Below are 23,803 nucleotides of genomic sequence, written 5' to 3' on the forward strand. Positions count from 1 at the left end.
AAAGGCCGGGCATTGCTTTGTCTATAAAGAATTTTTTCATCACCATAGAAGTGCGTTAATCCTGCTTATTTTGCTTTAGTGAAATAACCCTATCTTCTTCCGGGGTGACATAAACGGTTTTTTGATTGTCATAAATAACGAATCCTGGCTTTGAGCCATTTGGTTTTTTTACATGTCTTGCCCGTGTGAAATCAACCGGTACCGAGCTTGAACTGCGTGCCTTGGAAAAATAGGCTGCCAGTAAGGCCGCTTCCATGATCGTTTCCTCAGAAGGGCCTTTGCTTCGGATGACAACATGTGACCCGGGAATATCCTTCGTATGGAGCCAGATTTCATCCCTGCCGGCCAGTTTTGTTGTCAAATAATCATTTTGCTTGTTATTTTTTCCGACCAGGATTTCCGTCCCATCGGAAGCTGTATATGATTCTGGAACTGGTTTTTGGTTTTGCTGTTTCTTCGCATTTTTTCTTGTCCGCTGTCTTATGTACCCTCCTTCGGCAAGCTCCTCCCTGATCTCTTCAATGTCCCTTGGGGAAGCTGAGTCAAGCTGCTGGAGCAGGCTGTCAAAATAGGCAACTTCCTTTTCGGCTTTTTCAATCTGGCCGAGGACAGCGAGCACCGCATTTTTAGCTTTCTGGTATTTTGAAAAATACTTTTGGGCATTTTCAGACGGCGTTTTCAGCGGGTCAAGCTGTATGGCTACAGTCCCGCCATTTTCATCATAATAATCAAGGACTTCGATTTCCTTCATGCCTTTTTTTGCCGCATGCATGTTTGCGGTAAGGAGCTCCCCGTATTTCTGGTACTCATCAGCCTTTTCCGCATCCTTTAGGGTTTTCTTCAGCTTTTCTATCTTCTTTTCATTTTTTTCCTTCTCATTGGCAATGAACCGATCCAGATCTCCTGCCTGCTGTTTGACACGGTCCCGTTCAGCCTTGCCAAAATAAAAACGGTCAAGCATCTCGCTGAGGGAGCCAAAGGTTTTCGACTCTCCTTTCAAATGGAGAAGGGGGAACAGGTAAAATGCTTCCTTGCTGCCAGTAGAGGTTAGGGCAGGCTCCACTCTTTTCTGGCGCAATTCCTCAATAAGGGTTAAAAATGCTTTTGGCAATGTAGCTCTGTTGGCAAGTCCGCTCCTGAACACAACTTCTTTCGCAAAGAGGGGAGAAACACCTGAGAATGCATCAACCAGCTGTTTATCAAGCTTTCCGCTGTTAAAGTCGATCGCCCTGAGCACATCTTCCTCCGTTGATGAAAATGGATCTAGCTTAATCTGTTCAGGAGGCGCGATATATGGCTGACCTGGAAGGATTGCCCTATGCGTATTGACGGCAAAGGAAACATGCTTGATGCTGTCCAGAATAATCCCGCGGCTTTTATCGACAAGGATTATGTTGCTGTGCTTACCCATAATTTCGATAATCAACTGTTTATAGCTGACATCGCCGATCTCATTTCTTCCTTTTATTTCAAAAATAATCATCCTGTCAGTCCCTGATTGACGCACCTCCTCAAGGATATAGCCCTCAATATGCTTCCTTAGCAGCATACAGAACATTGGTGCTTCACTTGGATTTTCGTGGAGCTCCCCAGTCAGCTGGACACGGGCATAGCTCGGGTGCGCGGACAGGAGGAGACGATGATTTTTCCCATTTGCTCGGATGACAAGGATAATCTCGTTTTTAAACGGCTGCTGCACTTTATTGATCCGGCCGCCTGCAAGAGTTTCCGCAAGCTCCCCGGCCATCATTCTCGTAAACAATCCATCAAATGACATAATCAATACCTTCTCTTTCTCCAGATAACTAGATGATGGTTTCATCCGGCAAAATAACCGGTCACTCTATTTTAGCATTTTTTTGGACGAGTCTGAATAAGCTTACGTGAGAGCGAAGATTGCAGATTCATAACGCAATTCTGAAGCTAGTTAAAGGGGGAAGTGAAATGGCCGGATGAAATACCACGAAATGAATGCAAAACAAGTAGAAGAGGCACTGAATACTGATTTTTCGTCTGGATTAACAAAGGAAGAATCGGCCAGGAGAGTGAACATCCATGGCTATAATGAGTTGGAAGAAGGTGAAAAGCAATCCGCATTGCTCTTGTTCCTGAGCCAATTTAAAGATTTCATGGTCCTCGTACTGCTCGCGGCCACACTTGTGTCGGGCTTGCTAGGGGAATATATTGACGCCATTGCCATTATTGCGATTGTTATCCTGAACGGGTGCCTTGGCTTTTTTCAGGAAAGAAAGGCTGAAAAGTCGCTCCAGGCTTTGAAAGAGCTTTCCGCACCACAAATTCAAGTGCTCAGGGATGGCGAATGGGTAAAGATACCATCCCGGGATGCTGTTCCAGGCGATATAGTGAGGTTCTCGAGCGGAGACAGAATCGGTGCCGATATCCGATTAATCGAATCAAACAGCCTGGAAATCGAAGAATCCGCTTTGACCGGGGAGTCAGTCCCTGTTTCAAAACATATCGATGTGTTAGAAACGGATAACCCTGGTCTTGGGGACATGGAAAATCTCGTATTCATGGGTACGATGGTGACAAGGGGAAGCGGAACAGGTACGGTCATTGCGACGGGAATGAAAACGGCGATGGGACAGATTGCCGATTTGCTTCAATCTGCAGAATCCGCTGAAACTCCTTTACAGCGAAGGCTTGCCCAGCTCGGAAAAATTCTTATATCGGTCGCCCTCCTTTTAACGTTTCTGGTTGTGATTATCGGGCTTCTTCAGGGGCATGGGTTATATGAAATGGTACTTGCCGGTGTATCACTCGCTGTCGCCGCCATTCCCGAGGGCCTGCCTGCGATCGTGACAGTCGCTTTGTCACTGGGAGTCCAAAAAATGATCAGGAGCAATGCAATCGTAAGAAAGCTGCCCGCGGTTGAAACGCTAGGCTGCGCATCGGTCATTTGTTCCGATAAAACAGGAACGATGACACAGAACAAAATGACTGTTACCCATTTATGGAGTGGCGGAAAAACATGGACAGTTGATGGAACAGGGTATCAGCCTAAAGGCACCTTCTATTCTGGTAGCCAGGAGCCCGTCAATCTCAGAAACGAAAAGGCGCTCCAGCAAATGCTTATGTTCGGAATGTTGTGCAACCATGCAGAGCTCGTTCAAAAAGACAGGGAATTAGCCCTTGACGGGGATCCTACCGAAGGGGCTCTCCTTGTAAGCGCGATGAAAGCGGGATACAACAGGAGCAAGCTGCTTGAAGAATATGAAATACTAAATGAATTCCCGTTTGATTCTTCCAGAAAAATGATGAGCGTCACGGTCAGGGACAGACACGGCAAACAGTTTATTATCACTAAAGGCGCCCCGGATGTCCTGATGGGGGTTAGTAACACAATCCTTGTCAACGGGAAAGTGCAGGCAATGAAGGGAGAAGCCAGGGCTGACGCACTGAAAGCAGTAGAAACGCTTGCCGGAAGGGCACTGAGGACGATTGCGGTTGCCTATAAGCCAGTCACTCAAGGAAGGGTGATTCTTTCAGAAAGAGAAGCCGAAAAAGATTTGATTTTCATTGGCATCCAGGGTATGATCGATCCTCCTCGTCCTGAAGTGAAACAAGCTGTCAGAGAGTGCCGTGAAGCGGGAATCAAGACAGTGATGATCACGGGTGACCATGTCATTACTGCGAAGGCGATCGCCAGGCAGCTTGGCATTCTTGAAAAGAACAGCATAGTAATGGAAGGTACCAAGCTCTCTGCCCTCTCTGTGGAGGAATTGGAGGGAGTCGTTGAGGATGTATCAGTATTCGCCCGTGTTTCTCCTGAACATAAATTAAAAATTGTCCAGGCGCTGCAAAGCAGAGGGCATATTGTTGCGATGACGGGTGACGGAGTCAATGATGCCCCTGCCATCAAAGCGGCAGATATTGGTGTCGCAATGGGGATTACCGGGACTGATGTCGCTAAAGAGGCATCCGCGCTCGTACTTCTGGATGATAATTTCGCGACAATTAAATCGGCAATTAAAGAAGGCCGGAATATATATGAGAATATCAGAAAATTTATCCGCTATTTGCTTGCGTCAAATGTGGGGGAAATCCTCGTCATGTTATTTGCGATGATTCTAGGCCTGCCTCTTCCGCTTGTCCCAATCCAGATTTTATGGGTAAACCTTGTGACTGACGGCCTTCCCGCGATGGCATTAGGGCTGGATAAGCCAGAGGAAAATGTGATGAAACGAAAACCCCGCAGCCCGCGGGAAGGAGTTTTTGCGAGGGGCCTGGGCTGGAAAGTCGTTTCTCGCGGATTTTTAATCGGAATTGTGACACTTGCCGCTTTTATGGCCATTTATTACCGGCATCCAGAAGAGCTGCATTATGCTCGGACTGTTGCATTTGCCACGCTCGTCCTGGCTCAGCTTATCCATGTTTTCGATTGCAGGAGTGAGATTTCTGTTCTTTCCAGAAATCCTTTCGGCAACAAATATCTTGTCTGGGCAGTAATTTCCTCTGCGGCGCTTATGGTTGCTGTTATCTATTATCCGCCTCTGCAGCCTGTTTTCCATACGCTACCGATTAAAGCAAGGGACTGGATGCTGATCCTCGGGTTATCGGCCATTCCAACTTTTTTATTGGCAGGCACATTTTTGGCAAGAAAAACAAAATGAGGTATGATATAATCACAAAGGTAGTAGAGAAGGCTCTATTGCCTTTTCTTTATGGACTCATTCGCTTAGACGGTATATTAAGAAGGATGTGCTGAAAATGGTTGTAAGCATGACTGGTTTTGGGCACTGCAAAAAAGATGCCGAAACCTTTTCCATAAATGTCGAAGTGAAGACTGTAAACCACCGATTTTCCGAGTTTAGCTTCCGTATGCCGCGCCATTTGGTTAAAATGGAAGAGAAGATGAAGAAAACCCTCGGAAGGCATATGAGGAGAGGGCGTGCGGAAGTACATATCGCGATTGAAGGCGACGGACCGCAATCAAAAAAGCTGAAAATTGACTGGAACCTTATAGATGACTTTTACAAGTTTGTTTCTGAAGCTGGATCAAAATATGGATTCCATCCCGGCGATGCATTCAAACAAATCCTAAGCCGAGAAGATTTTATACATATTGAGGAGCAGGAAAGCGGTTATGATGAGTTCGAGTCCCTGATTCTCGCAGCTTTGGATGAAGCGGGGATGATGCTGAAGGAAATGAGGCTCGCGGAAGGCGCCGAGCTCAAAAAGGATTTGGTGGGAAACCTGGGGAAAATGAAGGAAATCACCTTTGGCCTGGAAGCCTATGCTCCCACGGTCGCCGTCTCGTATCGGGAAAAACTTGCGAAAAGGATGGCGGAATTACTTGGCGGGGAACTGGATGAAGCGAGGATTTTATCGGAAGCGGCCATTTTTGCCGACAAAGCGGATATAAATGAAGAGCTTGCACGTTTAAAAAGCCATATTGGCCAATTCTTGACGATAATTGAAAAAGATGAACCGATTGGAAGGAAACTTGACTTTCTCGTACAGGAAATGAACAGGGAAGTGAATACGATCGGTTCCAAAGCAAATGATGCCAGGATTTCTGAAAAGGTTGTTGATATGAAGAGCCTGCTTGAAAAGCTGAAAGAACAAATTCAAAACATTGAGTAGGCGATGTTTAGAAAAGTGCCGGACGGCCGAAACTAACTATTTGACGAGTGGAGAATTGGCATGCATATTAAATTGATAAACATCGGATTTGGCAATATCGTATCCGCAAACCGGATCATTTCCATTGTAAGCCCGGAGTCGGCGCCCATCAAAAGGATTATCCAGGATGCCCGCGACAGGGGTTCGCTGATTGACGCTACTTATGGAAGAAGGACACGGGCTGTCATTGTGATGGATAGCGACCATGTCATTTTATCGGCTGTCCAGCCTGAAACGGTGGCGGGAAGGCTGACCGACCGTGAAGATATTTCGGATGAAGGGTAGGATATATTAAATGCGGGAAAAAGGATTGCTTATCGTGCTTTCAGGGCCATCAGGAGTAGGGAAAGGAACGGTCAGGAAGGAAATCTTCAGCCAGCCTGATACAGCTTTTGAATACTCCATTTCGATGACAACGCGGAAACCGCGTGAAGGTGAAGTGCACGGGGTGGATTATTTCTTTAAATCAAGGGAAGAGTTTGAAGAGCTGATTTCCCAAGAGAAACTTCTTGAGTATGCCGAATATGTCGGCAATTATTATGGCACACCGGTAGATTATGTCAGGGAAACGCTGGATGCCGGAAGAGATGTATTCCTTGAAATTGAAGTGAAGGGCGCCCGTCAGGTAAGGGAGAAATTTCCCGAAGGGCTGTTTATCTTCCTCATGCCTCCGAGCCTGACTGAGCTGCAAAATCGGATCGTGACAAGAGGGACGGAAACAGAGGATTTGATCCGCAACCGGATGCTTACTGCCCGTGAGGAAATTGAAATGATGCATCTCTACGACTATGTTGTCGAAAATGACCAGGTTGAACGTGCCTGTGATCGAATTAAGGCCATCGTCACAGCGGAACATTGCCGCCGTGAACGGGTGGAACAGCGTTACATCAAATTACTGGAGGCTGAATAAATTGCTTTATCCATCAATAGATTCACTTTTAAATAAAATCGATTCTAAATACTCGCTCGTTTCAGTTGCCGCTAAGCGTGCCCGCTTTATGCAGCATACGGAAGACCATCGTCTGGACAAGTATGTTTCCCATAAATTTGTTGGGAAGGCGCTTGAAGAAATTGAGTGCGGAGAGCTTACTTACCGGATTGGCAAAAAGCCTGAAACTCCTGCTGAATCTTAATCCTCTGTCTTTGAGGCGCGTGGTTAGTTAGTTTGAGGTTTAGTTGGCTGCCAAAAACAGCTTGATAATACATGGAGAGGCTGTACTTGGGCAACCGCCCATCAGCCTCTTTCTTTTTCCGGAAACAAGCGTGTACCCAAAATAGAAAACGGGATCAAAAACACAAGCGCCGACATTGAGGCGCTTGTGTTTTTCAAAGAGGCAAAACGTGAAAATTTCTCTCCGTTCCTTCATAATGGAGACAGGATTCGTGAACGAAACTAGGCGGAGGAATGCCAAATGCTTGAAAATAAAAAAATACTGCTGTGTGTGACAGGGGGAATCGCGGTTTATAAAGCAGCGGCCCTTACGAGTAAGCTTGTCCAGGCCGGAGCACAAGTGAAAGTGATCATGAGTGAGTCGGCCGCCAAGTTTGTAGCACCGCTGACCTTCCAGGCTCTGTCCCGGAATGATGTTTATACTGATACATTTGACGAGAAAATTCCGGGTGCGATTGCGCATATCGATCTGGCTGATTGGCCTGACCTCGTTATATGTGCTCCGGCAACCGCTAACACGATAAGCAAGCTTGCTACAGGAATAGCTGATAATATGGTTACAACCACATTGCTTGCTACAACCGCGCCGGTGTGGATTGCCCCCGCTATGAATGTCCATATGTACCATCATCCAGCTGTTACCCGGAATATTGAAACCCTCCATAGAGATGGATATAAATTCATTGAGCCTGCTGAAGGATACCTTGCATGCGGCTATGTTGGGAAAGGAAGGCTCGAAGAACCGGAAAAAATTGTTGAGCTAGCGAGCCTTTACTTTCAAGGCAGCCAAGGAGAGTTAAATGGAAAAACCGTTCTTATTACAGCTGGTCCGACTCGGGAAAGAATAGACCCTGTCAGATTTATTTCGAATGAATCAAGTGGGAAAATGGGGTACGCGATTGCCGGGGAAGCCGTAGCAAAAGGGGCTAAAGTCATCCTTGTTTCCGGCCCGGTTCATCTTGTGCCGCCAAAAGGGGTTGAAGTCATCAACGTGGAAAGTGCCGCTGAGATGTATCATGCGGTCCTTTCAAATTTCGACTTGGCGGATATTGTGATTAAATCGGCAGCTGTCTCTGATTACCGCCCGAAAACAGCATATGATTATAAGGTGAAAAAGAGACCTATTGACGAAACAATCGAATTGGAACGGACAAAAGACATTCTTAAAGAACTTGGCGCTTTAAAAACAAGCCAGATCTTAATTGGGTTTGCGGCTGAAACAAATAACCTCGCCGAATATGCCAGCAAAAAGCTGGTTGAAAAAAACGCGGATTTAATTGTTGCCAATAATGTAAAAAGCGCTGGGGCAGGTTTTGGGACGGACACGAATATAGTGACCCTGTTCAGAAAGGACGGCACGCATGAAAGCCTTCCGCTAATGTCTAAACAGGAAGTTGCAAAAAGGATTTTGCAAGAAGCTGCCATTCTGGCGGGGGAGGCAAAAGAATGAATATTGCAAGTGTGATTGTCGATGTACCTGCAAAACAGACGGATAAGCCTTTTGATTACAAGATACCGGCAAGATGGGTAGGCACGATTGTGCCGGGGATGAGGGTCGTGGTTCCTTTCGGGCCAAGAAGGGTGCAGGGATTTGTCGTGGCCTTGAAGGACCATTCGGAATTTGCGAAGCTCAGGGAAATCCATGAGCCAATGGACTTGGTCCCAGTCCTGAACAAAGAGCTGCTCAGCCTTGGAAACTGGCTAACGGGCCATACTCTCAGCTTTAAAATATCAGCCTTCCAGGCAATGCTTCCTGCGGCTTTAAAGGCAAAATATAATAAAAAGGTCAAGCTCGCCCAGGGTGTAAGCATCGAGGAACTGCCCGAAGGACTCCGCCATTTTTTCGAAGGAGGACAGTCCATCGGGTGGGACGATGCGGTAAAGGGCGGGCTTGTCCCCGTCCTGCAAAAGGAAGCCTCCGCGGGACATATTGAAGTCCTCTATGAAGTCAGGGAAAGGCTTGGCAAAAAACACCTCAAATTTGTGTTCCCACTCCTTGCTGAGGATGAGATGAGGTCAGCGCTTGGGGAAATATCCCCCAGGGCTGCCAAGCAGCGTGACCTCATAGCCTATTTCATCGAGAATCCCGAGCCGGTAGAAGCACGAAAACTCGTATCGGAAATGGGCTTTTCCAATTCCGCTATCAAGGGCCTTTCAGACAAAGGCCTTCTCGGGGAGAAAGACTTGGAGGTTTACAGGGATCCTTATGAGGACCGTGATTTTGCAAAGACTGAACCCCTAAAGCTTACCTTCGGCCAGCATACAGCCATTTCACCGATCCTTTCATCCATAGAGGAGAACCGCCATGAGGTGTTTTTGCTCTATGGAGTGACAGGCAGCGGAAAAACGGAAATTTATCTTCAATCCATTCAAGAGGTCATCGAGGAAGGGAAGGAAGCGATTGTCCTTGTTCCGGAAATTGCCCTGACACCGCAAATGGTCGAACGGTTTAAAGGCCGGTTCGGCGCCCAGGTCGCGGTCTTGCATAGCGGCCTGTCAGCAGGGGAGAAATATGATGAATGGAGAAAAATCCAGCGGCGTGAAGTAAAGGTCGCCGTAGGGGCAAGATCTGCGATTTTCGCGCCTTTTGAAAATCTCGGGATCATTATTATTGATGAAGAACATGAAACAAGCTATAAACAGGAAGAGATGCCACGATACCATGCGAGGGATGTGGCTATTGAAAGGGGAAATAATCATCATTGCCCAGTCATATTGGGCAGCGCGACCCCTTCGCTCGAATCCTTCGCCAGGGCACAAAAAGGCGTATATTCCCTGCTGAAGCTTCCCGACCGGATGAATAATCAGCCAATGCCCGAGGTTGAAATCGTTGATATGAGGGAAGAATTGCGTTCGGGCAACCGGTCGATGTTTTCCAGGAAGCTTTTTGAAAAAATTGAGGACAGGCTTGAAAAAAAGGAGCAAATCGTCCTCTTCCTTAATAAACGGGGACACTCATCGTTCGTGATGTGCCGGGATTGCGGTTATGTCATGGGCTGCCCGCATTGTGATATTTCGCTTACGTATCATCGGAGAAATGAGCAGATGAAATGCCATTATTGCGGTTATGAAACCCATGTCCCTTTGCAGTGCCCCGAATGCCTGAGCGAGCATATCCGTTACTTCGGTACAGGTACCCAAAAGATCGAGGAGGAACTAGGAAAGCTGCTACCCCAGGCGAGGGTAGTCAGGATGGACATGGACACGACAGGCAGAAAAGGGTCGCATGAAAGGCTATTAAAGGAATTCTCTGAGGGCAGGGCCGATATTCTCCTTGGCACGCAGATGATCGCCAAGGGCCTTGATTTCCCTAATATCACGCTTGTTGGCGTCCTGTCCGCCGATACGATGTTGCACCTGCCCGATTTCCGTTCGTCGGAAAAAACATTCCAGCTGCTGACGCAGGTTAGCGGGAGAGCCGGGCGCCATGAACTTCCAGGAGAAGTCGTCATCCAGACATATACGCCCGAGCACTACAGTATAGAATTGGCCGGCAGCCAGGACTATGACCTTTTTTATCAGAGGGAAATGATGAATAGGAAGGTTCATAAATATCCGCCTTTCTATTTTCTTGCCCTTGTCACCGTCAGCCATGACCAGCTGATGAAGGCAGTTTCCGTCACGGAACAGATCACCGCGTTTTTAAGGGCGAGAGTTTCAGATGAAGCGGTAGTGCTTGGCCCTGTTGCATCGCCGATTCCAAGAATCAATGACCGCTACCGGTACCAGTGTCTCGTAAAATACAAGCATGAACCATCCCTGGGGGATAACCTGAAACAGGTGCTTGACAGGTACCAGAAAGAAGATGGGTCTGGAGGTCTTCAAGTATCTGTTGACATCAATCCTTACCTGCTTATGTAGCAGACGGAAAAATAGATTAGAAGAAACTTTTTTTGGCAAAAGTATTAAAAAGGCAAATTGGAGGAACAACCTTTGGCAATTCGGAAATTAGTACTGCATCCTGCAGATATACTGGAACAACGTTGCAACGAAGTGGAGCGATTTGACAAAAAACTCGCTAAACTTCTTGATGATATGTATGAGACGATGATTGAATTTGATGGTGTCGGCCTGGCCGCCCCGCAAATCGGGCAGCCGATCCGCGTGGCCATTGTTGATGTTGATGATGATACAGGGACGATTGAAATGGTGAATCCGCGCATCCTGTCCGTTTCCGGTGAACAAACAGGGACGGAAGGCTGCTTAAGCTTCCCAGGCCTGTATGGGGAAGTCACCCGACCCAATACGGTCATCATTGAAGCCTTCGACAGGAAGGGAAGAAAGTATACACTTGAAGCTGATGGATTTCTCGCTCGGGCGATTCAGCATGAGATCGATCACCTGGACGGCGTTCTGTTCACGTCTAAGGTAAGCAGGTATCTTGAGGAAGAAGAAATCGAGGGAGTGGCTGGCGAATGACGAACGTAATTTTTATGGGAACCCCTGATTTTTCTGTGCCTGTATTGAGAAGGGTACTGGATGACGGCTATAATGTCATCGCGGTTGTTACCCAGCCTGACAGGCCGGTCGGCAGGAAAAGAGTTATGACTGCTCCCCCTGTTAAAACAGAGGCGTTGAAGCATGGTATTCCTGTCCTGCAGCCGGAAAAAATCAGAAACAAAGAAGAGTTGGAAAAGGTGATTGGCTTAAAGCCAGATTTGATTATTACAGCAGCTTTCGGGCAGATTTTGCCTAAGGAATTGCTGGAGGCTCCAAAATATGGCTGCATCAATGTCCACGCATCCCTGCTCCCTGAGCTCCGGGGCGGGGCTCCGATTCATTATGCGATCATTGAGGGTAAGAAAAAAACCGGGATTACCATCATGTATATGGAAGAAAAGCTTGATGCCGGCGATATACTCACACAAGTTGAAGTCCCCATTTCCGAATCGGATACAGTTGGCTCCCTGCATGACAAGTTGAGCGAAGCTGGCTCTAACCTTTTATCGGAAACATTGCCGCGCCTTTTAAGAGGGGAATTGACTCCTATTAAACAAAAGGATGAGGAAGCGACCTTCGCCTACAACATAAAAAGGGAACAAGAACGGATTGACTGGTCAACGGGCGGGGAACAGATATACAACCAAATCAGAGGCATGAATCCATGGCCTGTCGCCTATACCACTCTTGATGGCCAGGTTGTTAAACTATGGGAAAGTGAAAAAGTCCGCCCTACCGAGGCGGGGGAACCTGGAGAAGTACTCAAACTCGAAGGAAATGGCATCATTGTAGCTACTGGAAATGATACAGCCATAAAAATCGTCAAGCTTCAGCCTTCAGGGAAGAAGCCGATGGAAGCAGAGGAATTTTTGCGCGGAGCAGGGTCAAAACTTGAACGAGGCGCCAGTTTCGGCAATTAATACGTTTACTTCCTGCAGATTGAAAGGAGAGAAGGGCGGATGCGCGAAGGCGCCTGCCCGAAAGAAGTGGCAGCAAATAAAAAAAATGTCCGGGAGACAGCATTGGAGCTTTTGGATACAATAGAGAAAAATCAGGCATACAGCAATCTGCTATTACATCATACAATTGAAAAAAATAAGCTGCCTCAGCGGGATGTCGCCTTATTGACCGAACTTGTTTATGGGACTCTGCAAAGGAGCATGACCCTTGATTACTATCTTTCTCCTTTTTTGAAAAGAGGAAAGAAAGCGGACCGTTGGGTTATCCATCTTTTAAAACTGACGGTTTACCAAATGGTCTTTCTTGATAAAATACCGGAAAGGGCAGCGATTTTCGAGGCTGTTGAAATCGCGAAAAAACGGGGCCATAAAGGGATCGCCTCAATGGTAAACGGGGTATTGAGAAGTATCCAAAGGGAAGGGGTCCCTTCTCTTGATGATATAAAAGACCCCGCGGAACGGCTTGCCATTGAAACGAGCCATCCTGATTGGCTTGTAAAAAGATGGCTTAATCAATTCGGTTATGAAAAAACGAAGGAAATGTGTGAAATCAACCTGACCGCACCACTCCAGACGGCGAGGGTCAATCTTACAAGGATTTCACGTGAGGACTGTATAAACCTTTTGGTGGAGGAAGGCTTCCAGGTTGAGCCGAGCCCGGTCATCCCGGAAGCGGTCAGGGCGCTGAAAGGAAATCTTGCGAATTCTTCCGCCTTTAAGGAAGGGTACCTGACCATACAGGATGAAAGCTCTATGCTCGCAGCTTATGCTCTTGGTGCCGGACGAGATGAACTCATTCTCGATGCATGCGCCGCGCCTGGTGGCAAAAGCACCCATATTGCCGAAAAGCTTGGCGGGACAGGAAAAGTTATCTCGCTTGACCTGCATGAGCATAAAGTGAAGCTGATCATGGATAATGCTTTAAGGTTGGGACTTGAAAATATTGAAGCCAAGGCTATGGACAGCCGTTTGGCCCAAAGTAGTTTCAAGCCTGAAACCTATGACAGGATCCTCCTTGATGCACCATGCTCAGGACTGGGTGTCATGAGGCGGAAACCTGATATGAAATATTCGAAAGTGGAAAATGACCTGGCAAGGCTCCGTGAAATTCAACAGGAGCTTCTCGATTCAGTCGCCCCTTTGTTAAAAAAAGGTGGAATTCTTGTCTATAGTACGTGTACAGTAGATAAAGGAGAAAACGAGGAAAGTGTTTCCGCTTTTCTTGCTAGGCATCCAGAATACGAACGAGATTCAGGACTGGCTGAAAGAATGCCTTTGCCTGTACGCCCGCTGATTACCGGCGCGGACCTGCAGGTTATGCCTCAGGATTTTGGCTCGGACGGGTTTTATATTGCAAGTCTACGAAAGAAGGTGTAACGGTTGGAACAAATAAATGCAACGAAGAAAAGCACAGAAGAAGAAAATCAGAAACCGTCAATTTATTCCCTTCAGCTACAGGAAGTGAAGGATTGGCTAACTGCCAATGGGGAAAAGCCATTTAGGGCCGAGCAAATATTTGACTGGCTTTATAAAAAAAGAGCCGAGTCATTTGAAGATATGAGCAATCTTTCAAAGGCACTAAGGGAGAAGCTGGAAAGCCATTTCAAGCTCACAACGTTGAATACAGTCATCCAGCAGACTTCAGCGGATGGGACGATTAAATTCCTTTTTGAGTTACATGACGGATATTCAATTGAAACAGTGCTCATGAGGCATGAATACGGAAATTCTGTTTGTGTGACAACCCAGGTTGGCTGCAGGATCGGCTGTACCTTTTGCGCTTCCACTTTAGGAGGGCTAAAGCGCCACCTGGAAGCGGGTGAAATTGTCGCCCAGGTTGTCAAAGTCCAACAAGCATTGGATGAAACAGAGGAGCGGGTCAGCTCAGTCGTAATAATGGGAATTGGCGAGCCGTTCGACAATTATGATAATATGCTGTCTTTCCTGAAGATCATAAACCATGACAAGGGACTGAATATTGGCGCACGCCATATTACAGTATCCACAAGCGGCATTATTCCGAAGATTTATCAGTTTGCCGATGAGAATATGCAAATCAATTTCGCCATCTCCCTGCATGCGCCAAACAGTGAGCTGCGCAGCAGGCTAATGCCGATTAACCGGGCTTATAAACTTGATGACTTAATGAAGGCAGTGCGGTATTATATCGATAAGACGGGGAGAAGAATCAGCTTCGAATATGGGTTGTTCGGCAAAGTCAACGACCAGCTGGAACATGCTGAAGAATTGGCTTCTCTCTTAAAAGGACTGAAATGCCACGTCAATTTGATTCCTGTCAACTACGTGCCAGAACGGGATTATGTCCGTACTCCGAGAGACCAGATTTTTGCCTTTGAAAAGGCATTGAAAGACAGGGGCATCAATGTGACGATCAGGCGGGAGCAAGGCCATGATATTGACGCTGCCTGTGGACAGCTGCGTGCGAAGGCGCGCCAGGAGGAGTTGAAAAAATAGATGAATGCGGTCTATATGACTGATCAGGGGAAAATCAGAAGCCATAATGAAGACTGCGGAGGCATTTTCCTAAATGGTGACGGGAGCCGGCTTGCGATTGTCGCTGATGGTATGGGAGGACATCGGGCCGGGGATGTCGCCAGCGGGATGGCTTTGGAGGAAATGAAAAAGTTCTGGGAATCGTCCTCGGGCATCCATTTGCCCGACCAGGCCGAGAACTGGCTGAAGGAGCATATCAGCCTTGTCAATGACTCTCTTTTTAAGCATGCCCGTGCCAACGAAGAATGCGATGGGATGGGTACAACGATAGTAGCAGCGGTTATGCTTGAAGATTCGGCGACAATCGCCAACATAGGTGACAGCCGCTGCTATATCCTGAATGAGTCAGGCTTCAGGAAAATCACCGAAGATCACTCCCTTGTCAATGAATTGTTGCGTTCCGGACAGATTACGAAGGAAGATGCTGAAAACCACCCTCGGAAAAATGTCCTGCTCAGGGCGCTTGGAACTGAAGAAAAGGTCGCCATGGATATAAGCACGATCATGTTTGAAGAAGGGGACCTTCTTCTGCTTTGTTCTGACGGCCTTTCAAACAAAGTAAGCGAAAGTGAAATGGCCGAGGTGCTGAAAAGCGGAGGCGATCTTGAGCAAAAAGCTTCCCGCCTTGTGTCGCTTGCCAATGAATATGGCGGAGAGGACAATATTACCCTGGCGATTGTCGAGTTTTCCGGAGTCAGTGAGGGTGATAACTAAATGATGATTGGAAAACGTATCAGCGGCCGATATAAAATTTTGGATGCCATCGGCGGCGGCGGAATGGCAAACGTATATCTTGCCCATGACGTCATTCTTGACCGGAACGTTGCGGTGAAAGTACTCCGCCTTGATTTTGCGAATGATGAAGAATTCATCCGCCGTTTCCACCGTGAAGCCCAGTCGGCGACAAGCCTGGCCCATCCGAATATTGTCAGCATTTATGATGTTGGCGAGGAAGATGGAATTTATTATATCGTCATGGAATTTGTAGACGGCCAGACATTGAAGCAATACATACAGCAGTATTCTCCGCTAAGGGTAGAGGCTGCAATTGATATTATGAAGCAGCTGACATCAGCGATCGCACACGCTCATCAGAATCATATTGTCCACCGCGATATTAAACCGCATAATATTCTGATCGACAAAAAAGGCAATGTGAAAATTACCGACTTCGGTATCGCGATGGCGCTCAGCGCAACAAGCATAACGCAGACTAACTCCGTCCTCGGGTCCGTCCATTATTTGTCACCTGAACAGGCCAGGGGCGGCATGGCGAATAAAAAGTCCGATATCTATTCGCTTGGAATCGTCATGTTTGAGCTGTTGACAGGACGGCTTCCTTTTTTCGGTGAATCTGCTGTTTCCATTGCGCTAAAGCATCTTCAAACTGAAACGCCTTCAATTAGAAGATGGAATCCGAACATACCGCAGAGTGTCGAAAATATCGTTTTAAAGGCAACAGCTAAGGACCCGTTCCTCCGGTATGACAGTGTCGAGGAAATGGAAGAGGATCTGCAGACATCACTCTACCCTGAGCGGTTGAACGAAGCCAAGTTCATCGTGCCTGAAGACGATGATGCAACAAAAGCCATTCCGATCATAACTGCCGACAGTCAAAGGAAAAATCTTGATGAGACTATAATCCATGGGCAAAATAAGTCTGAAGAGCCAAAAGCGGTTAAAAAGCAGGATGATTCCAAGAAAAAACGAAAAAAATGGCCAATAATCCTGATCTCAACCTTTATCCTGCTAATCCTCCTTGGAGTGGGAGCTTTAACAGTCTTTCCAGGAATCTTCGGAGCAAAGGATGTTGAAATCCCTGATGTCCGCGGAGGTTCTTTGGATAATGCCATCTCGGAATTAAAGTCAAAGGGCTTTACGATTGGCGAGACGAAAGAAATTGCCGATGAAGAGGTGCAGGAAGGGCTCGTTGTCAAAACCGATCCTCCGGCAGGAAGGACAGTTAAAGAAGGCTCGGAAATCGATTTATTCGTTAGTACCGGCAAGGAAAAGTTCGAGTTGTCCAACTACACAGACAGGCAATATGAAACAGTAGCAGCCCTGCTTGATAAAGAAAACTTTAAGGATATTCGGGCCAAGGAAGTATATGACGAGAGTGAACCGGGCATCATCCTAGCCCAGAACGTGCCAGAAGGGAAGCTTGTCGTTCCTGAGGATACTGAACTTGAATTTACCGTCAGTAAGGGCCCTGAGAAGATCCCGCTCCGCGACTTGACACAGTACAATGAGAAAAGTCTAGCGGATTACGCCGAATCAACCGGCCTGGTTGTGAAATTAGGTGAGCCTGTATACGATGATAAAATTGATAAGGGCCTTGTCGTTTCACAGACGCCAAACCCTGGAACACAGCTTGTAAAAGGGGATACTGTCACGGTCGTACTTTCCAAAGGCAAAGAGGAAATTTTGCCAAGGACTTACAGGAAGGAAGTAACGGTCGAATACAACCCGGAAGTTCCAGGCCAGCCGCAGGAGTACGAGATTTATATAGATGATGTCGAGCACAGCATGACAGAGGCGGCAGACTCAGGCGTTATCACAGCCAACAGGACGTTCGTCATCGAATTGAAGGTCCCTTATGGCAAAAAAGCCGGTTACAAGATTATGCTTGACAACCGGGTAATTGAAGATGAAACAGTTTCTTATGATGAAGCGCAATAAATTGACGATTATTTATAGGCCAACGCGAATGAATAATCAAGGAGTGTGTATATGCCTGAAGGAAAAATTATCAAGGCATTGAGCGGGTTTTACTATGTTGTGGACGAAGGAGCCATCACCCAATGCAGGGGGAGGGGCATTTTTCGCAAAAATAAAATCACCCCCCTGGTCGGGGATGATGTCGTATTCCAAGCTGAGAACGATCAGGAAGGATATATCCTTGAAGTGAAAGAACGGAAAAATGAGCTTGTCAGGCCGCCGATAGCGAACGTCGACCGGGCGTTCCTCGTTTTTTCAGCTGTAGAGCCAGCCTTTAGCCCGGCGCTGCTTGACCGTTTCCTCGTTCTCGTCGAATATAATCACATTGAACCCGTTATTTGTGTGACGAAAACAGACCTTGCAAGTGAACCCGAATTGAAAAGGCTTGATGAATATGCTTCCGGATATCGGGCAGCAGGATATGAAGTCATTTTTGTTTCGTCGGAAACCGAAGCAGGCGTTGAGCAGCTCTATCCGTATCTTGAGGGGAAAATATCTGTTTTTGCCGGTCAGTCTGGGGTAGGGAAATCCTCCCTATTGAATGTGCTCAGGCCGGATTTGGAGTTAAAGACTAATAATATTTCTTCGCATTTGGGAAGAGGCAAGCACACGACTCGCCATGTCGAATTGATTGAAATCGGGGATGGGCTTGTCGCCGATACTCCCGGGTTCAGTTCACTTGAATTCCAGGAAATTGAAGCGGAAGAACTTGGCTCATGCTTTCCGGAAATTTCACGCGCAGGTGAGAACTGCAAGTTCCGCGGCTGCCTTCATGTAAAAGAACCAAAATGTGCTGTAAAAGCGGAGGTTGAAGAGGGGATCATCCCTAACTACCGTTATGAAAACTATTTGAATTTTTTGCAAGAAATAAAAGAGAGAAAGCCGAGGTATTAAAGATGGTGAAAATTGCCCCTTCCATTCTTTCAGCTGATTTCTCCAAGCTGGGAGACGAAATTAAGGATGTCGAACAAGGCGGGGCGGATTATATCCATGTTGATGTCATGGATGGCCATTTCGTCCCGAATATCACAATTGGCCCGCTCATTGTAGAAGCGGCAAGGAGGGCGACAACCCTCCCCCTTGATGTCCATTTGATGATTGAAAATCCTGATTTATATATTGAGGAATTTGCCAAGGCCGGAGCGGACTATCTTACTGTCCATGTCGAGGCCTGCCGCCACTTGCACAGGACTGTCCACCTTATTAAAAGTTTCGGTATCAAAGCGGGTGTTGTCCTGAATCCGGCAACCCCAGTCAGCTCTATCGAACATGTCATCCAGGATGTGGACTTGGTGCTGCTTATGTCTGTTAATCCCGGTTTTGGCGGGCAAAAGTTCATTTCCGGTGTTTTGCCGAAAATCCGTGAGGTCAAATCGTTGGCGGACAGGCTTGGCACGGAAGTGGAAATTGAAGTGGATGGTGGCGTGAACGTGGAAACGGCCAGACTTTGCATCGAAGCTGGAGCAACTGTTTTAGTAGCAGGTTCCGCGGTATACAACCAGCCTGACCGTGCCAAAGCCATCGCCGAAATCCGCGGCAGCTAAAATAACTTATTTGCCAGCTTATGCTGGCTTTTTTTTATACATCTGTTCAAATTGAGGAGGAATTTTATGATTATTAATATTATGGGTGGGGGGCCGGCTAAACTGATTCCTCCCTTGAGTTCATTTTTGGGTCCTGAGGACCGCTGGGTAGGTGTGGACCGTGGAACGGCGGAGCTTATTGACCGGGGCATTGAGCCATATGCCGCTTTTGGCGATTTCGATTCGGTTACTGAAGAACAGCTCGTATTGTTTAAAGCAAGCATCAGGAATTTGAAAAAAGTCAATCCGGAAAAAGATGAAACAGATATGGAATTGGCCCTTCAGTGGGCTATTAACGAGAAACCCGGAAAAATTAGGCTTTTTGGTGCGACAGGAGGCAGAATCGATCACTTCCTTGCGAACCTCCATTTGATGCAAAAATTTTCAGGTGTAGAGGATTCCCCTGAAATAGAGATGATTGACATTTGCAATACTGTTCTAATTAAACCGCCTGGAACATACCGTCTTGAAAAAGAAGCAAAAAAATATATCTCCTTCCTTCCTGGAACAGGCGAAGTGTCCGGCCTTACCTTAAAAGGATTTAAATATCCTCTTGAAAACCGCCATATTCCAGCCGGGTCAACATTATGCATCAGCAATGAACTAATTGGGGATAATGGTACTTTTTCATTTTCGAAAGGCATATTAATAATCATAAGAAGCGATGACTGAGCGGCTTCTGGTTTTATGTACTTATTTATAATTCAAGGAATATCCTGAATATGTGTGAGGTTGAGATTGAGCGTGTGAAAAGGTGAGGAGGGGCACTATGAAATTCTACACAATCAAACTGCCGAGGTTTCTCGGCGGACTGGTCAGGGCCATGATCGGGATGTTTAGAAAAGGTGAATAAAAAAGCGTGGCACCCTTACTCAAGGGTGCTTTTGTTTTTTAGAAAGCTCCTATTCGACCGGACGGGCGATATTTCCTTGCTGCGGTCGTTTATAAAGCTTCTATTCGACCGGACGGGCGATATTTCCTTGCTGCGGTCGTTTATAAAGCTTCTATTCGACCGGACGGGCGATATTTCCTTGCTGCAGTCGTTTAGAAAGCTCCATTCGACCAAGCCTTCCTTTATCCCTGTATTTTCTTCGTGCGTGGTCAAATTTGGTGATGACTTTCAGTATCTCCCGGGCTCCGTCCTATGCTGCGCTACGCTTCTCTACCTATATCGGGACTGACCACAAAGAAAATCTCTTGTGAATAATCATCGCAGGGACACAAAGGACAGCTCACCGGAAATTAGCGTCGCAGGGACAGACGCCTTTTGCCTGTCACGAAGGCGCTTGCGCATTTTGATCTTTTGCGATAATAAGCGGGCACTGGATAGCCTATGCAAAAAAAAGAGCACCCGGAGGGGTGCGCTTTTCTTACATATTAAACACGTTCTACTTTGCCTGATTTAAGGGCCCTTGCAGAAACCCAGACGCGCTTAGGCTTTCCGTCAACAAGAATGCGGACTTTCTGAAGGTTCGCACCCCATGTGCGCTTGTTTGCGTTCATTGCGTGTGAACGATTATTTCCTGTAGTTGTCTTCCTGCCGGTAATAACACATTTGCGTGGCATATTTTTTCCCTCCTTAACATCCAAAAGCGAGTACTTTTAACATCTCGGTGTCAATAACCGGTTCAAACCGGTTCGGGGCAATGCAAGCAGTCCCCGTTTCTAAAAGATACTTTAATAATTTATCATACAACGATTATGATTGCAATAGATGAACAGAAAGGTTTCAAGAAAAAAACCTTGACATCATAGTGAAAGTATTGCTGTATTATTAGAGGGGCAGTATAACTTTTAAAAAAGTCGGGACTATAGTAAAATGGCTTTAGCTAATGAGCATTTACCAAAAGGGGGAACGTTCATGTCCATCGAAATGAAAACGAAGTTCGGGCAAATCGATATTTCAAATGAAGTGATCGCAACAATTTCAGGCGGCGCTGCGATAGACTGCTATGGCATTGTCGGGATGGCTTCGAAAAACCAAATCAGGGACGGACTCACAGAAATCCTGCGCAAGGAAAACTTCACACGTGGAGTCATTGTCCGTCAGGAAGAGGACCAGGTACATATCGATATGTACATTATCGTAAGCTACGGAACGAAGATTTCCGAGGTTGCCCACAACGTGCAATCGAAAGTGAAATATACCCTCGAAAAAACGGTTGGCTTAACGGTTGACTCGGTAAATATTTACGTTCAGGGAGTTCGTGTAACGAACCCGTAGTGAGGAGGAAGTTTTTGTGTCTATGAAAGAGCTTAATGGTACACAGTTCGCGGAGATGGTCATCCAGGGGGCCAACCACCTTTCGGCAAACGCCAAACTGGTTGACTCGTTAAATGTTTTTCCGGTACCGGACGGAGATACTGGAACAAACATGAACCTGTCGATGACTTCGGGTGCCAAAGAAGTTAAGAACAATGTACAGGAACATATCGGAAAAGTTGGAACAGCCCTTTCAAGAGGGCTTTTAATGGGAGCGCGGGGGAATTCCGGCGTCATCCTGTCGCAATTGTTCAGGGGCTTTGCAAAAGCGATTGAAAACAATGCGGTCATCGATGGTAAGGAATTCGCCTCCGCACTTGAAGCGGGAGTTGAAACGGCTTATAAAGCGGTCATGAAACCAGTCGAAGGAACAATCCTGACTGTTGCCAAGGATTCGGCTCGCAAAGGTGTCCAGGCTTCCCAAAAGACCGATGATATTATTGAAATTATGGAAGCTGTTGTAGCGGAATCAAAAGCGTCACTCAAGCGCACTCCCGATCTTCTTCCTGTTTTGAAAGAAGTTGGAGTTGTCGACAGCGGCGGCCAGGGGCTGGTTTTTGTTTATGAAGGCTTCCTTGCCGAGCTTAAGGGGGAAAAACTTCCTGATTCTCCAGTTGCCATGCCTTCCATGAGCGACCTTGTTAGTGCCGAACATCATCGGAGCGTGCAGGCTCATATGAATACGGAAGATATTGAATTCGGCTACTGCACGGAGTTCATGGTCCGCTTTGAAGAGGACAAGCTCTCCGGAAGGCCGTTTAAAGAAGAGGTTTTCAGGCAGGATCTAAGTAAATATGGTGATTCTTTGCTTGTCATTTCCGATGAGGACGTTGTTAAGGTCCATATTCATTCGGAAGAACCGGGAACCGTTCTCAGCTATGGCCAGCGTTATGGGAATCTGATCAATATCAAGATCGAAAATATGCGCCAGCAGCATTCAAACATTGTTGGCGAAACACATACCCCTCTTGTTTCCGGGAATAAAAAGACCGAAAGGCGCGATTATGGAGTCGTCGCTGTCTCGATGGGTTCCGGAATTGCTGACTTGTTCAAAAGCATAGGGGCGCATTCGGTCATTGAAGGCGGCCAGACAATGAATCCGAGCACCGAGGATATTGTTAAAGCGATTGAGGAAGTAAATGCAGATAAGGTCTTTATTTTGCCGAACAATAAAAATATCATTATGGCTGCCCAGCAGGCTGCCGAGGTGACGGGATCTGAAGCTGTTGTCATCCAGTCGAAAACAGTTCCACAAGGTTTATCCGCGCTGTTGGCCTTTAATCCTGGGGCTGACCTTGGTTCAAATGAAGCTGCGATGAACGAAGCAATGAGCCATGTGAAGACCGGACAGATTACGTTTGCCGTCCGCGATACAAGCATTGACGGACTCGAAATCGAAAAAGACGACTTTATGGGGATCAACGAGGGCAAGATTGTTGTCAAAAGCAAGGAAAAGGCTGCGGCCGCGCGAGAATTGCTCGCAAAAATGATAGATGAAGATTCTGAAATCCTGACCATCCTGAAGGGTGAGGATGTAAGCGATGAAGAAGCCGAAGCTGTTACGCAGTTCGTTGAAGAAAACTTCAAAGATGTTGAAATAGAAGTCCATGACGGCAAGCAGCCGCTGTATTCATTCATCTTCGCAATCGAATAAAACGAAAGGCATTCCCCTGAATACAATAGGAGGAGTGCCTTTTTTAGTCGGGAAAACGCTTGAGGGAAACATATATTCGTTAACATTAATAAAAAATTGTCAAAACACGCTGAAATTCGGTAAAATAGAGGGTAGGACTAAATAAATCAACGGGTTATGCCCGGAGTCGATAAGGGGATAGGGAAATGAAATATAAAAGCGTTTTTGACATCATCGGCCCGGTCATGATTGGGCCATCAAGCTCACATACCGCCGGGGCTGCCCGGATCGGGAAGGTGGCCAGGAGCCTGTTCGGCAGGGAGCCGAAATGGGCGAATATTTCCCTGTATGGGTCCTTCGCAAAGACTTACAGGGGGCATGGAACCGATGTAGCGCTCGTAGGGGGCCTGCTTGATTTCGAAACGGATGACCCGCGAATCATCAACGCGATAGATCTTGCAACTGAAAAAGGAATGAAAATTAGATTCATAGAGGAAGACGCCCTGACCGATCATCCGAATACCGCAAGAGTGATGATCGGAGATGATAAAGGCGAGCTTGAGCTTGTCGGAATCTCCATCGGCGGCGGAAAAATAGAAATTACCGAATTGAATGGTTTTGAGTTGAAACTTTCCGGCCATCATCCCGCGATCCTGGTTGTCCACAATGACCGATTCGGTTCGATTGCCAATGTCGCCAACGTCTTGGCGAAGCACGAAATTAATATTGGACATATGGAGGTTTCCAGGAAAGAAGTAGGGAAGATGGCATTGATGACCATAGAAGTGGACCATAATATTGGGCAGGATATACTTGACGAGATTGAAAAGCTGCCAAATATCCTTAAAGTAACGAAAATCGTAGATTAAGCAACCA

The 23,803-nt window shown here is 46.8% G+C and carries 23 protein-coding genes; 21 read left to right on the forward strand and 2 right to left on the reverse strand.

Translation table 11 applies throughout. The features are described 5' to 3' along the window. Positions 1–55: 55 nt before the first annotated feature. Positions 56–1,777, reverse strand: a complete 1,722-nt coding sequence (locus tag BN1002_RS07720; protein ID WP_048824419.1) for an Rqc2 family fibronectin-binding protein — start codon at positions 1,775–1,777, stop codon at positions 56–58. A gap of 175 nt (positions 1,778–1,952) precedes the next feature. Between BN1002_RS07720 and BN1002_RS07725 the strand changes: the two genes are divergently transcribed. From BN1002_RS07725 to BN1002_RS23645, 18 genes are all read left to right on the forward strand, one after another. After that, entirely contained in the window at positions 1,953–4,634 is a 2,682-nt protein-coding gene (locus tag BN1002_RS07725) for a calcium-translocating P-type ATPase, SERCA-type (protein WP_048824420.1), read from the forward strand. Positions 4,635–4,731: 97 nt separating this feature from the next. Continuing rightward, the gene (locus tag BN1002_RS07730) at positions 4,732–5,607 is read left to right on the forward strand and encodes a YicC/YloC family endoribonuclease (protein WP_048824421.1); all 876 of its coding nucleotides are present in this window, start codon (positions 4,732–4,734) and stop codon (positions 5,605–5,607) included. Positions 5,608–5,667: 60 nt separating this feature from the next. Further along, positions 5,668–5,931, forward strand: coding sequence for an extracellular matrix/biofilm regulator RemA (gene remA, locus BN1002_RS07735; RefSeq protein ID WP_048824422.1), 264 nt, complete (start codon positions 5,668–5,670; stop codon positions 5,929–5,931). A 10-nt stretch (positions 5,932–5,941) separates the two neighbouring features. Next, positions 5,942–6,556 carry a guanylate kinase gene (gene gmk / locus BN1002_RS07740; RefSeq protein ID WP_048824423.1) on the forward strand — a complete coding sequence of 205 codons (615 nt, stop codon included), beginning with the start codon at positions 5,942–5,944 and terminating at the stop codon, positions 6,554–6,556. A gap of 1 nt (position 6,557) precedes the next feature. Continuing rightward, positions 6,558–6,779, forward strand: a complete 222-nt coding sequence (gene rpoZ / locus BN1002_RS07745) for a DNA-directed RNA polymerase subunit omega (protein ID WP_048824424.1) — start codon at positions 6,558–6,560, stop codon at positions 6,777–6,779. Between the two features lie 279 nt (positions 6,780–7,058). Further along, on the forward strand, positions 7,059–8,267 hold the full coding sequence (gene coaBC, locus BN1002_RS07750) for a bifunctional phosphopantothenoylcysteine decarboxylase/phosphopantothenate--cysteine ligase CoaBC (protein WP_048824425.1): 1,209 nt from the start codon (positions 7,059–7,061) through the stop codon (positions 8,265–8,267). Further along, positions 8,264–10,678: a primosomal protein N' gene (priA, locus tag BN1002_RS07755; RefSeq protein ID WP_048824426.1), complete on the forward strand. Its 2,415-nt coding sequence runs from the start codon at positions 8,264–8,266 to the stop codon at positions 10,676–10,678. Before coaBC ends, priA begins: the two co-directional genes overlap by 4 nt. A 72-nt stretch (positions 10,679–10,750) precedes the next feature. Further along, positions 10,751–11,236 carry a peptide deformylase gene (gene def / locus BN1002_RS07760; RefSeq protein ID WP_048824427.1) on the forward strand — a complete coding sequence of 162 codons (486 nt, stop codon included), beginning with the start codon at positions 10,751–10,753 and terminating at the stop codon, positions 11,234–11,236. Next, entirely contained in the window at positions 11,233–12,177 is a 945-nt protein-coding gene (gene fmt / locus BN1002_RS07765; protein ID WP_048824428.1) for a methionyl-tRNA formyltransferase, read from the forward strand. The genes def and fmt overlap by 4 nt, the downstream gene beginning before the upstream one ends. A gap of 39 nt (positions 12,178–12,216) precedes the next feature. Further along, positions 12,217–13,593 carry a 16S rRNA (cytosine(967)-C(5))-methyltransferase RsmB gene (gene rsmB / locus BN1002_RS07770; RefSeq protein WP_048824429.1) on the forward strand — a complete coding sequence of 459 codons (1,377 nt, stop codon included), beginning with the start codon at positions 12,217–12,219 and terminating at the stop codon, positions 13,591–13,593. Positions 13,594–13,596: 3 nt separating this feature from the next. Then, positions 13,597–14,691: a dual-specificity RNA methyltransferase RlmN gene (gene rlmN, locus BN1002_RS07775; RefSeq protein ID WP_048824430.1), complete on the forward strand. Its 1,095-nt coding sequence runs from the start codon at positions 13,597–13,599 to the stop codon at positions 14,689–14,691. Further along, the gene (locus BN1002_RS07780; RefSeq protein WP_048824431.1) at positions 14,692–15,444 is read left to right on the forward strand and encodes a Stp1/IreP family PP2C-type Ser/Thr phosphatase; all 753 of its coding nucleotides are present in this window, start codon (positions 14,692–14,694) and stop codon (positions 15,442–15,444) included. It abuts the gene before it with no gap. Beyond that, the gene (gene pknB / locus BN1002_RS07785) at positions 15,445–17,409 is read left to right on the forward strand and encodes a Stk1 family PASTA domain-containing Ser/Thr kinase (RefSeq protein WP_048824432.1); all 1,965 of its coding nucleotides are present in this window, start codon (positions 15,445–15,447) and stop codon (positions 17,407–17,409) included. Positions 17,410–17,460: 51 nt separating this feature from the next. After that, positions 17,461–18,342 carry a ribosome small subunit-dependent GTPase A gene (gene rsgA / locus BN1002_RS07790; RefSeq protein ID WP_048824433.1) on the forward strand — a complete coding sequence of 294 codons (882 nt, stop codon included), beginning with the start codon at positions 17,461–17,463 and terminating at the stop codon, positions 18,340–18,342. 2 nt (positions 18,343–18,344) lie between these two features. After that, complete coding sequence (gene rpe, locus BN1002_RS07795) at positions 18,345–18,992, forward strand: ribulose-phosphate 3-epimerase (protein WP_048824434.1); 648 nt, start codon at positions 18,345–18,347, stop codon at positions 18,990–18,992. Positions 18,993–19,058: 66 nt separating this feature from the next. Further along, complete coding sequence (locus BN1002_RS07800) at positions 19,059–19,703, forward strand: thiamine diphosphokinase (protein ID WP_048824435.1); 645 nt, start codon at positions 19,059–19,061, stop codon at positions 19,701–19,703. 97 nt (positions 19,704–19,800) lie between these two features. Next, the gene (spoVM, locus tag BN1002_RS07805) at positions 19,801–19,884 is read left to right on the forward strand and encodes a stage V sporulation protein SpoVM (protein ID WP_048824436.1); all 84 of its coding nucleotides are present in this window, start codon (positions 19,801–19,803) and stop codon (positions 19,882–19,884) included. Continuing rightward, on the forward strand, positions 19,877–20,212 hold the full coding sequence (locus tag BN1002_RS23645; protein ID WP_148362745.1) for a hypothetical protein: 336 nt from the start codon (positions 19,877–19,879) through the stop codon (positions 20,210–20,212). The genes spoVM and BN1002_RS23645 overlap by 8 nt, the downstream gene beginning before the upstream one ends. 196 nt (positions 20,213–20,408) lie before the next feature. On the opposite strand, the gene rpmB is transcribed toward BN1002_RS23645, so the two are convergent. After that, a complete protein-coding gene (rpmB, locus tag BN1002_RS07810; protein ID WP_048824437.1) occupies positions 20,409–20,597 on the reverse strand; it encodes a 50S ribosomal protein L28 in 189 nt (62 codons plus the stop codon). Positions 20,598–20,892: 295 nt separating this feature from the next. On the opposite strand from rpmB, the gene BN1002_RS07815 reads away from it, so the two are divergent. The 3 genes from BN1002_RS07815 (at position 20,893) to sdaAB (ending at position 23,796) form a co-directional block, all read left to right on the forward strand. Continuing rightward, entirely contained in the window at positions 20,893–21,255 is a 363-nt protein-coding gene (locus BN1002_RS07815; protein ID WP_048824438.1) for an Asp23/Gls24 family envelope stress response protein, read from the forward strand. 16 nt (positions 21,256–21,271) lie between these two features. Continuing rightward, positions 21,272–22,948 carry a DAK2 domain-containing protein gene (locus BN1002_RS07820; RefSeq protein WP_048824439.1) on the forward strand — a complete coding sequence of 559 codons (1,677 nt, stop codon included), beginning with the start codon at positions 21,272–21,274 and terminating at the stop codon, positions 22,946–22,948. Positions 22,949–23,133: 185 nt separating this feature from the next. Further along, positions 23,134–23,796, forward strand: a complete 663-nt coding sequence (gene sdaAB / locus BN1002_RS07825; protein WP_048824440.1) for an L-serine ammonia-lyase, iron-sulfur-dependent subunit beta — start codon at positions 23,134–23,136, stop codon at positions 23,794–23,796. Positions 23,797–23,803 lie beyond the last annotated feature (7 nt).

This window comes from Bacillus sp. B-jedd (genome assembly GCF_000821085.1).
Lineage (GTDB): Bacteria > Bacillota > Bacilli > Bacillales > Cytobacillaceae > Bacillus_D.

Excerpts from the sequence above, each read along its gene's own strand:
- rpmB (WP_048824437.1), bottom strand. The coding sequence starts at position 20,597 with ATGCCACGCAAATGTGTTATTACCGGCAGGAAGACAACTACAGGAAAT.
- BN1002_RS07730 (WP_048824421.1), top strand. The coding sequence starts at position 4,732 with ATGGTTGTAAGCATGACTGGTTTTGGGCACTGCAAAAAAGATGCCGAA.
- rsmB (WP_048824429.1), top strand. The coding sequence starts at position 12,217 with ATGCGCGAAGGCGCCTGCCCGAAAGAAGTGGCAGCAAATAAAAAAAAT.
- remA (WP_048824422.1), top strand. The coding sequence starts at position 5,668 with ATGCATATTAAATTGATAAACATCGGATTTGGCAATATCGTATCCGCA.
- BN1002_RS07725 (WP_048824420.1), top strand. The coding sequence starts at position 1,953 with ATGAAATACCACGAAATGAATGCAAAACAAGTAGAAGAGGCACTGAAT.
- fmt (WP_048824428.1), top strand. The coding sequence starts at position 11,233 with ATGACGAACGTAATTTTTATGGGAACCCCTGATTTTTCTGTGCCTGTA.
- BN1002_RS07815 (WP_048824438.1), top strand. The coding sequence starts at position 20,893 with ATGTCCATCGAAATGAAAACGAAGTTCGGGCAAATCGATATTTCAAAT.
- sdaAB (WP_048824440.1), top strand. The coding sequence starts at position 23,134 with ATGAAATATAAAAGCGTTTTTGACATCATCGGCCCGGTCATGATTGGG.
- gmk (WP_048824423.1), top strand. The coding sequence starts at position 5,942 with ATGCGGGAAAAAGGATTGCTTATCGTGCTTTCAGGGCCATCAGGAGTA.
- coaBC (WP_048824425.1), top strand. The coding sequence starts at position 7,059 with ATGCTTGAAAATAAAAAAATACTGCTGTGTGTGACAGGGGGAATCGCG.
- BN1002_RS07720 (WP_048824419.1), bottom strand. The coding sequence starts at position 1,777 with ATGTCATTTGATGGATTGTTTACGAGAATGATGGCCGGGGAGCTTGCG.
- BN1002_RS07800 (WP_048824435.1), top strand. The coding sequence starts at position 19,059 with ATGATTATTAATATTATGGGTGGGGGGCCGGCTAAACTGATTCCTCCC.
- rpe (WP_048824434.1), top strand. The coding sequence starts at position 18,345 with ATGGTGAAAATTGCCCCTTCCATTCTTTCAGCTGATTTCTCCAAGCTG.
- pknB (WP_048824432.1), top strand. The coding sequence starts at position 15,445 with ATGATGATTGGAAAACGTATCAGCGGCCGATATAAAATTTTGGATGCC.
- priA (WP_048824426.1), top strand. The coding sequence starts at position 8,264 with ATGAATATTGCAAGTGTGATTGTCGATGTACCTGCAAAACAGACGGAT.
- spoVM (WP_048824436.1), top strand. The coding sequence starts at position 19,801 with ATGAAATTCTACACAATCAAACTGCCGAGGTTTCTCGGCGGACTGGTC.
- BN1002_RS07780 (WP_048824431.1), top strand. The coding sequence starts at position 14,692 with ATGAATGCGGTCTATATGACTGATCAGGGGAAAATCAGAAGCCATAAT.
- rsgA (WP_048824433.1), top strand. The coding sequence starts at position 17,461 with ATGCCTGAAGGAAAAATTATCAAGGCATTGAGCGGGTTTTACTATGTT.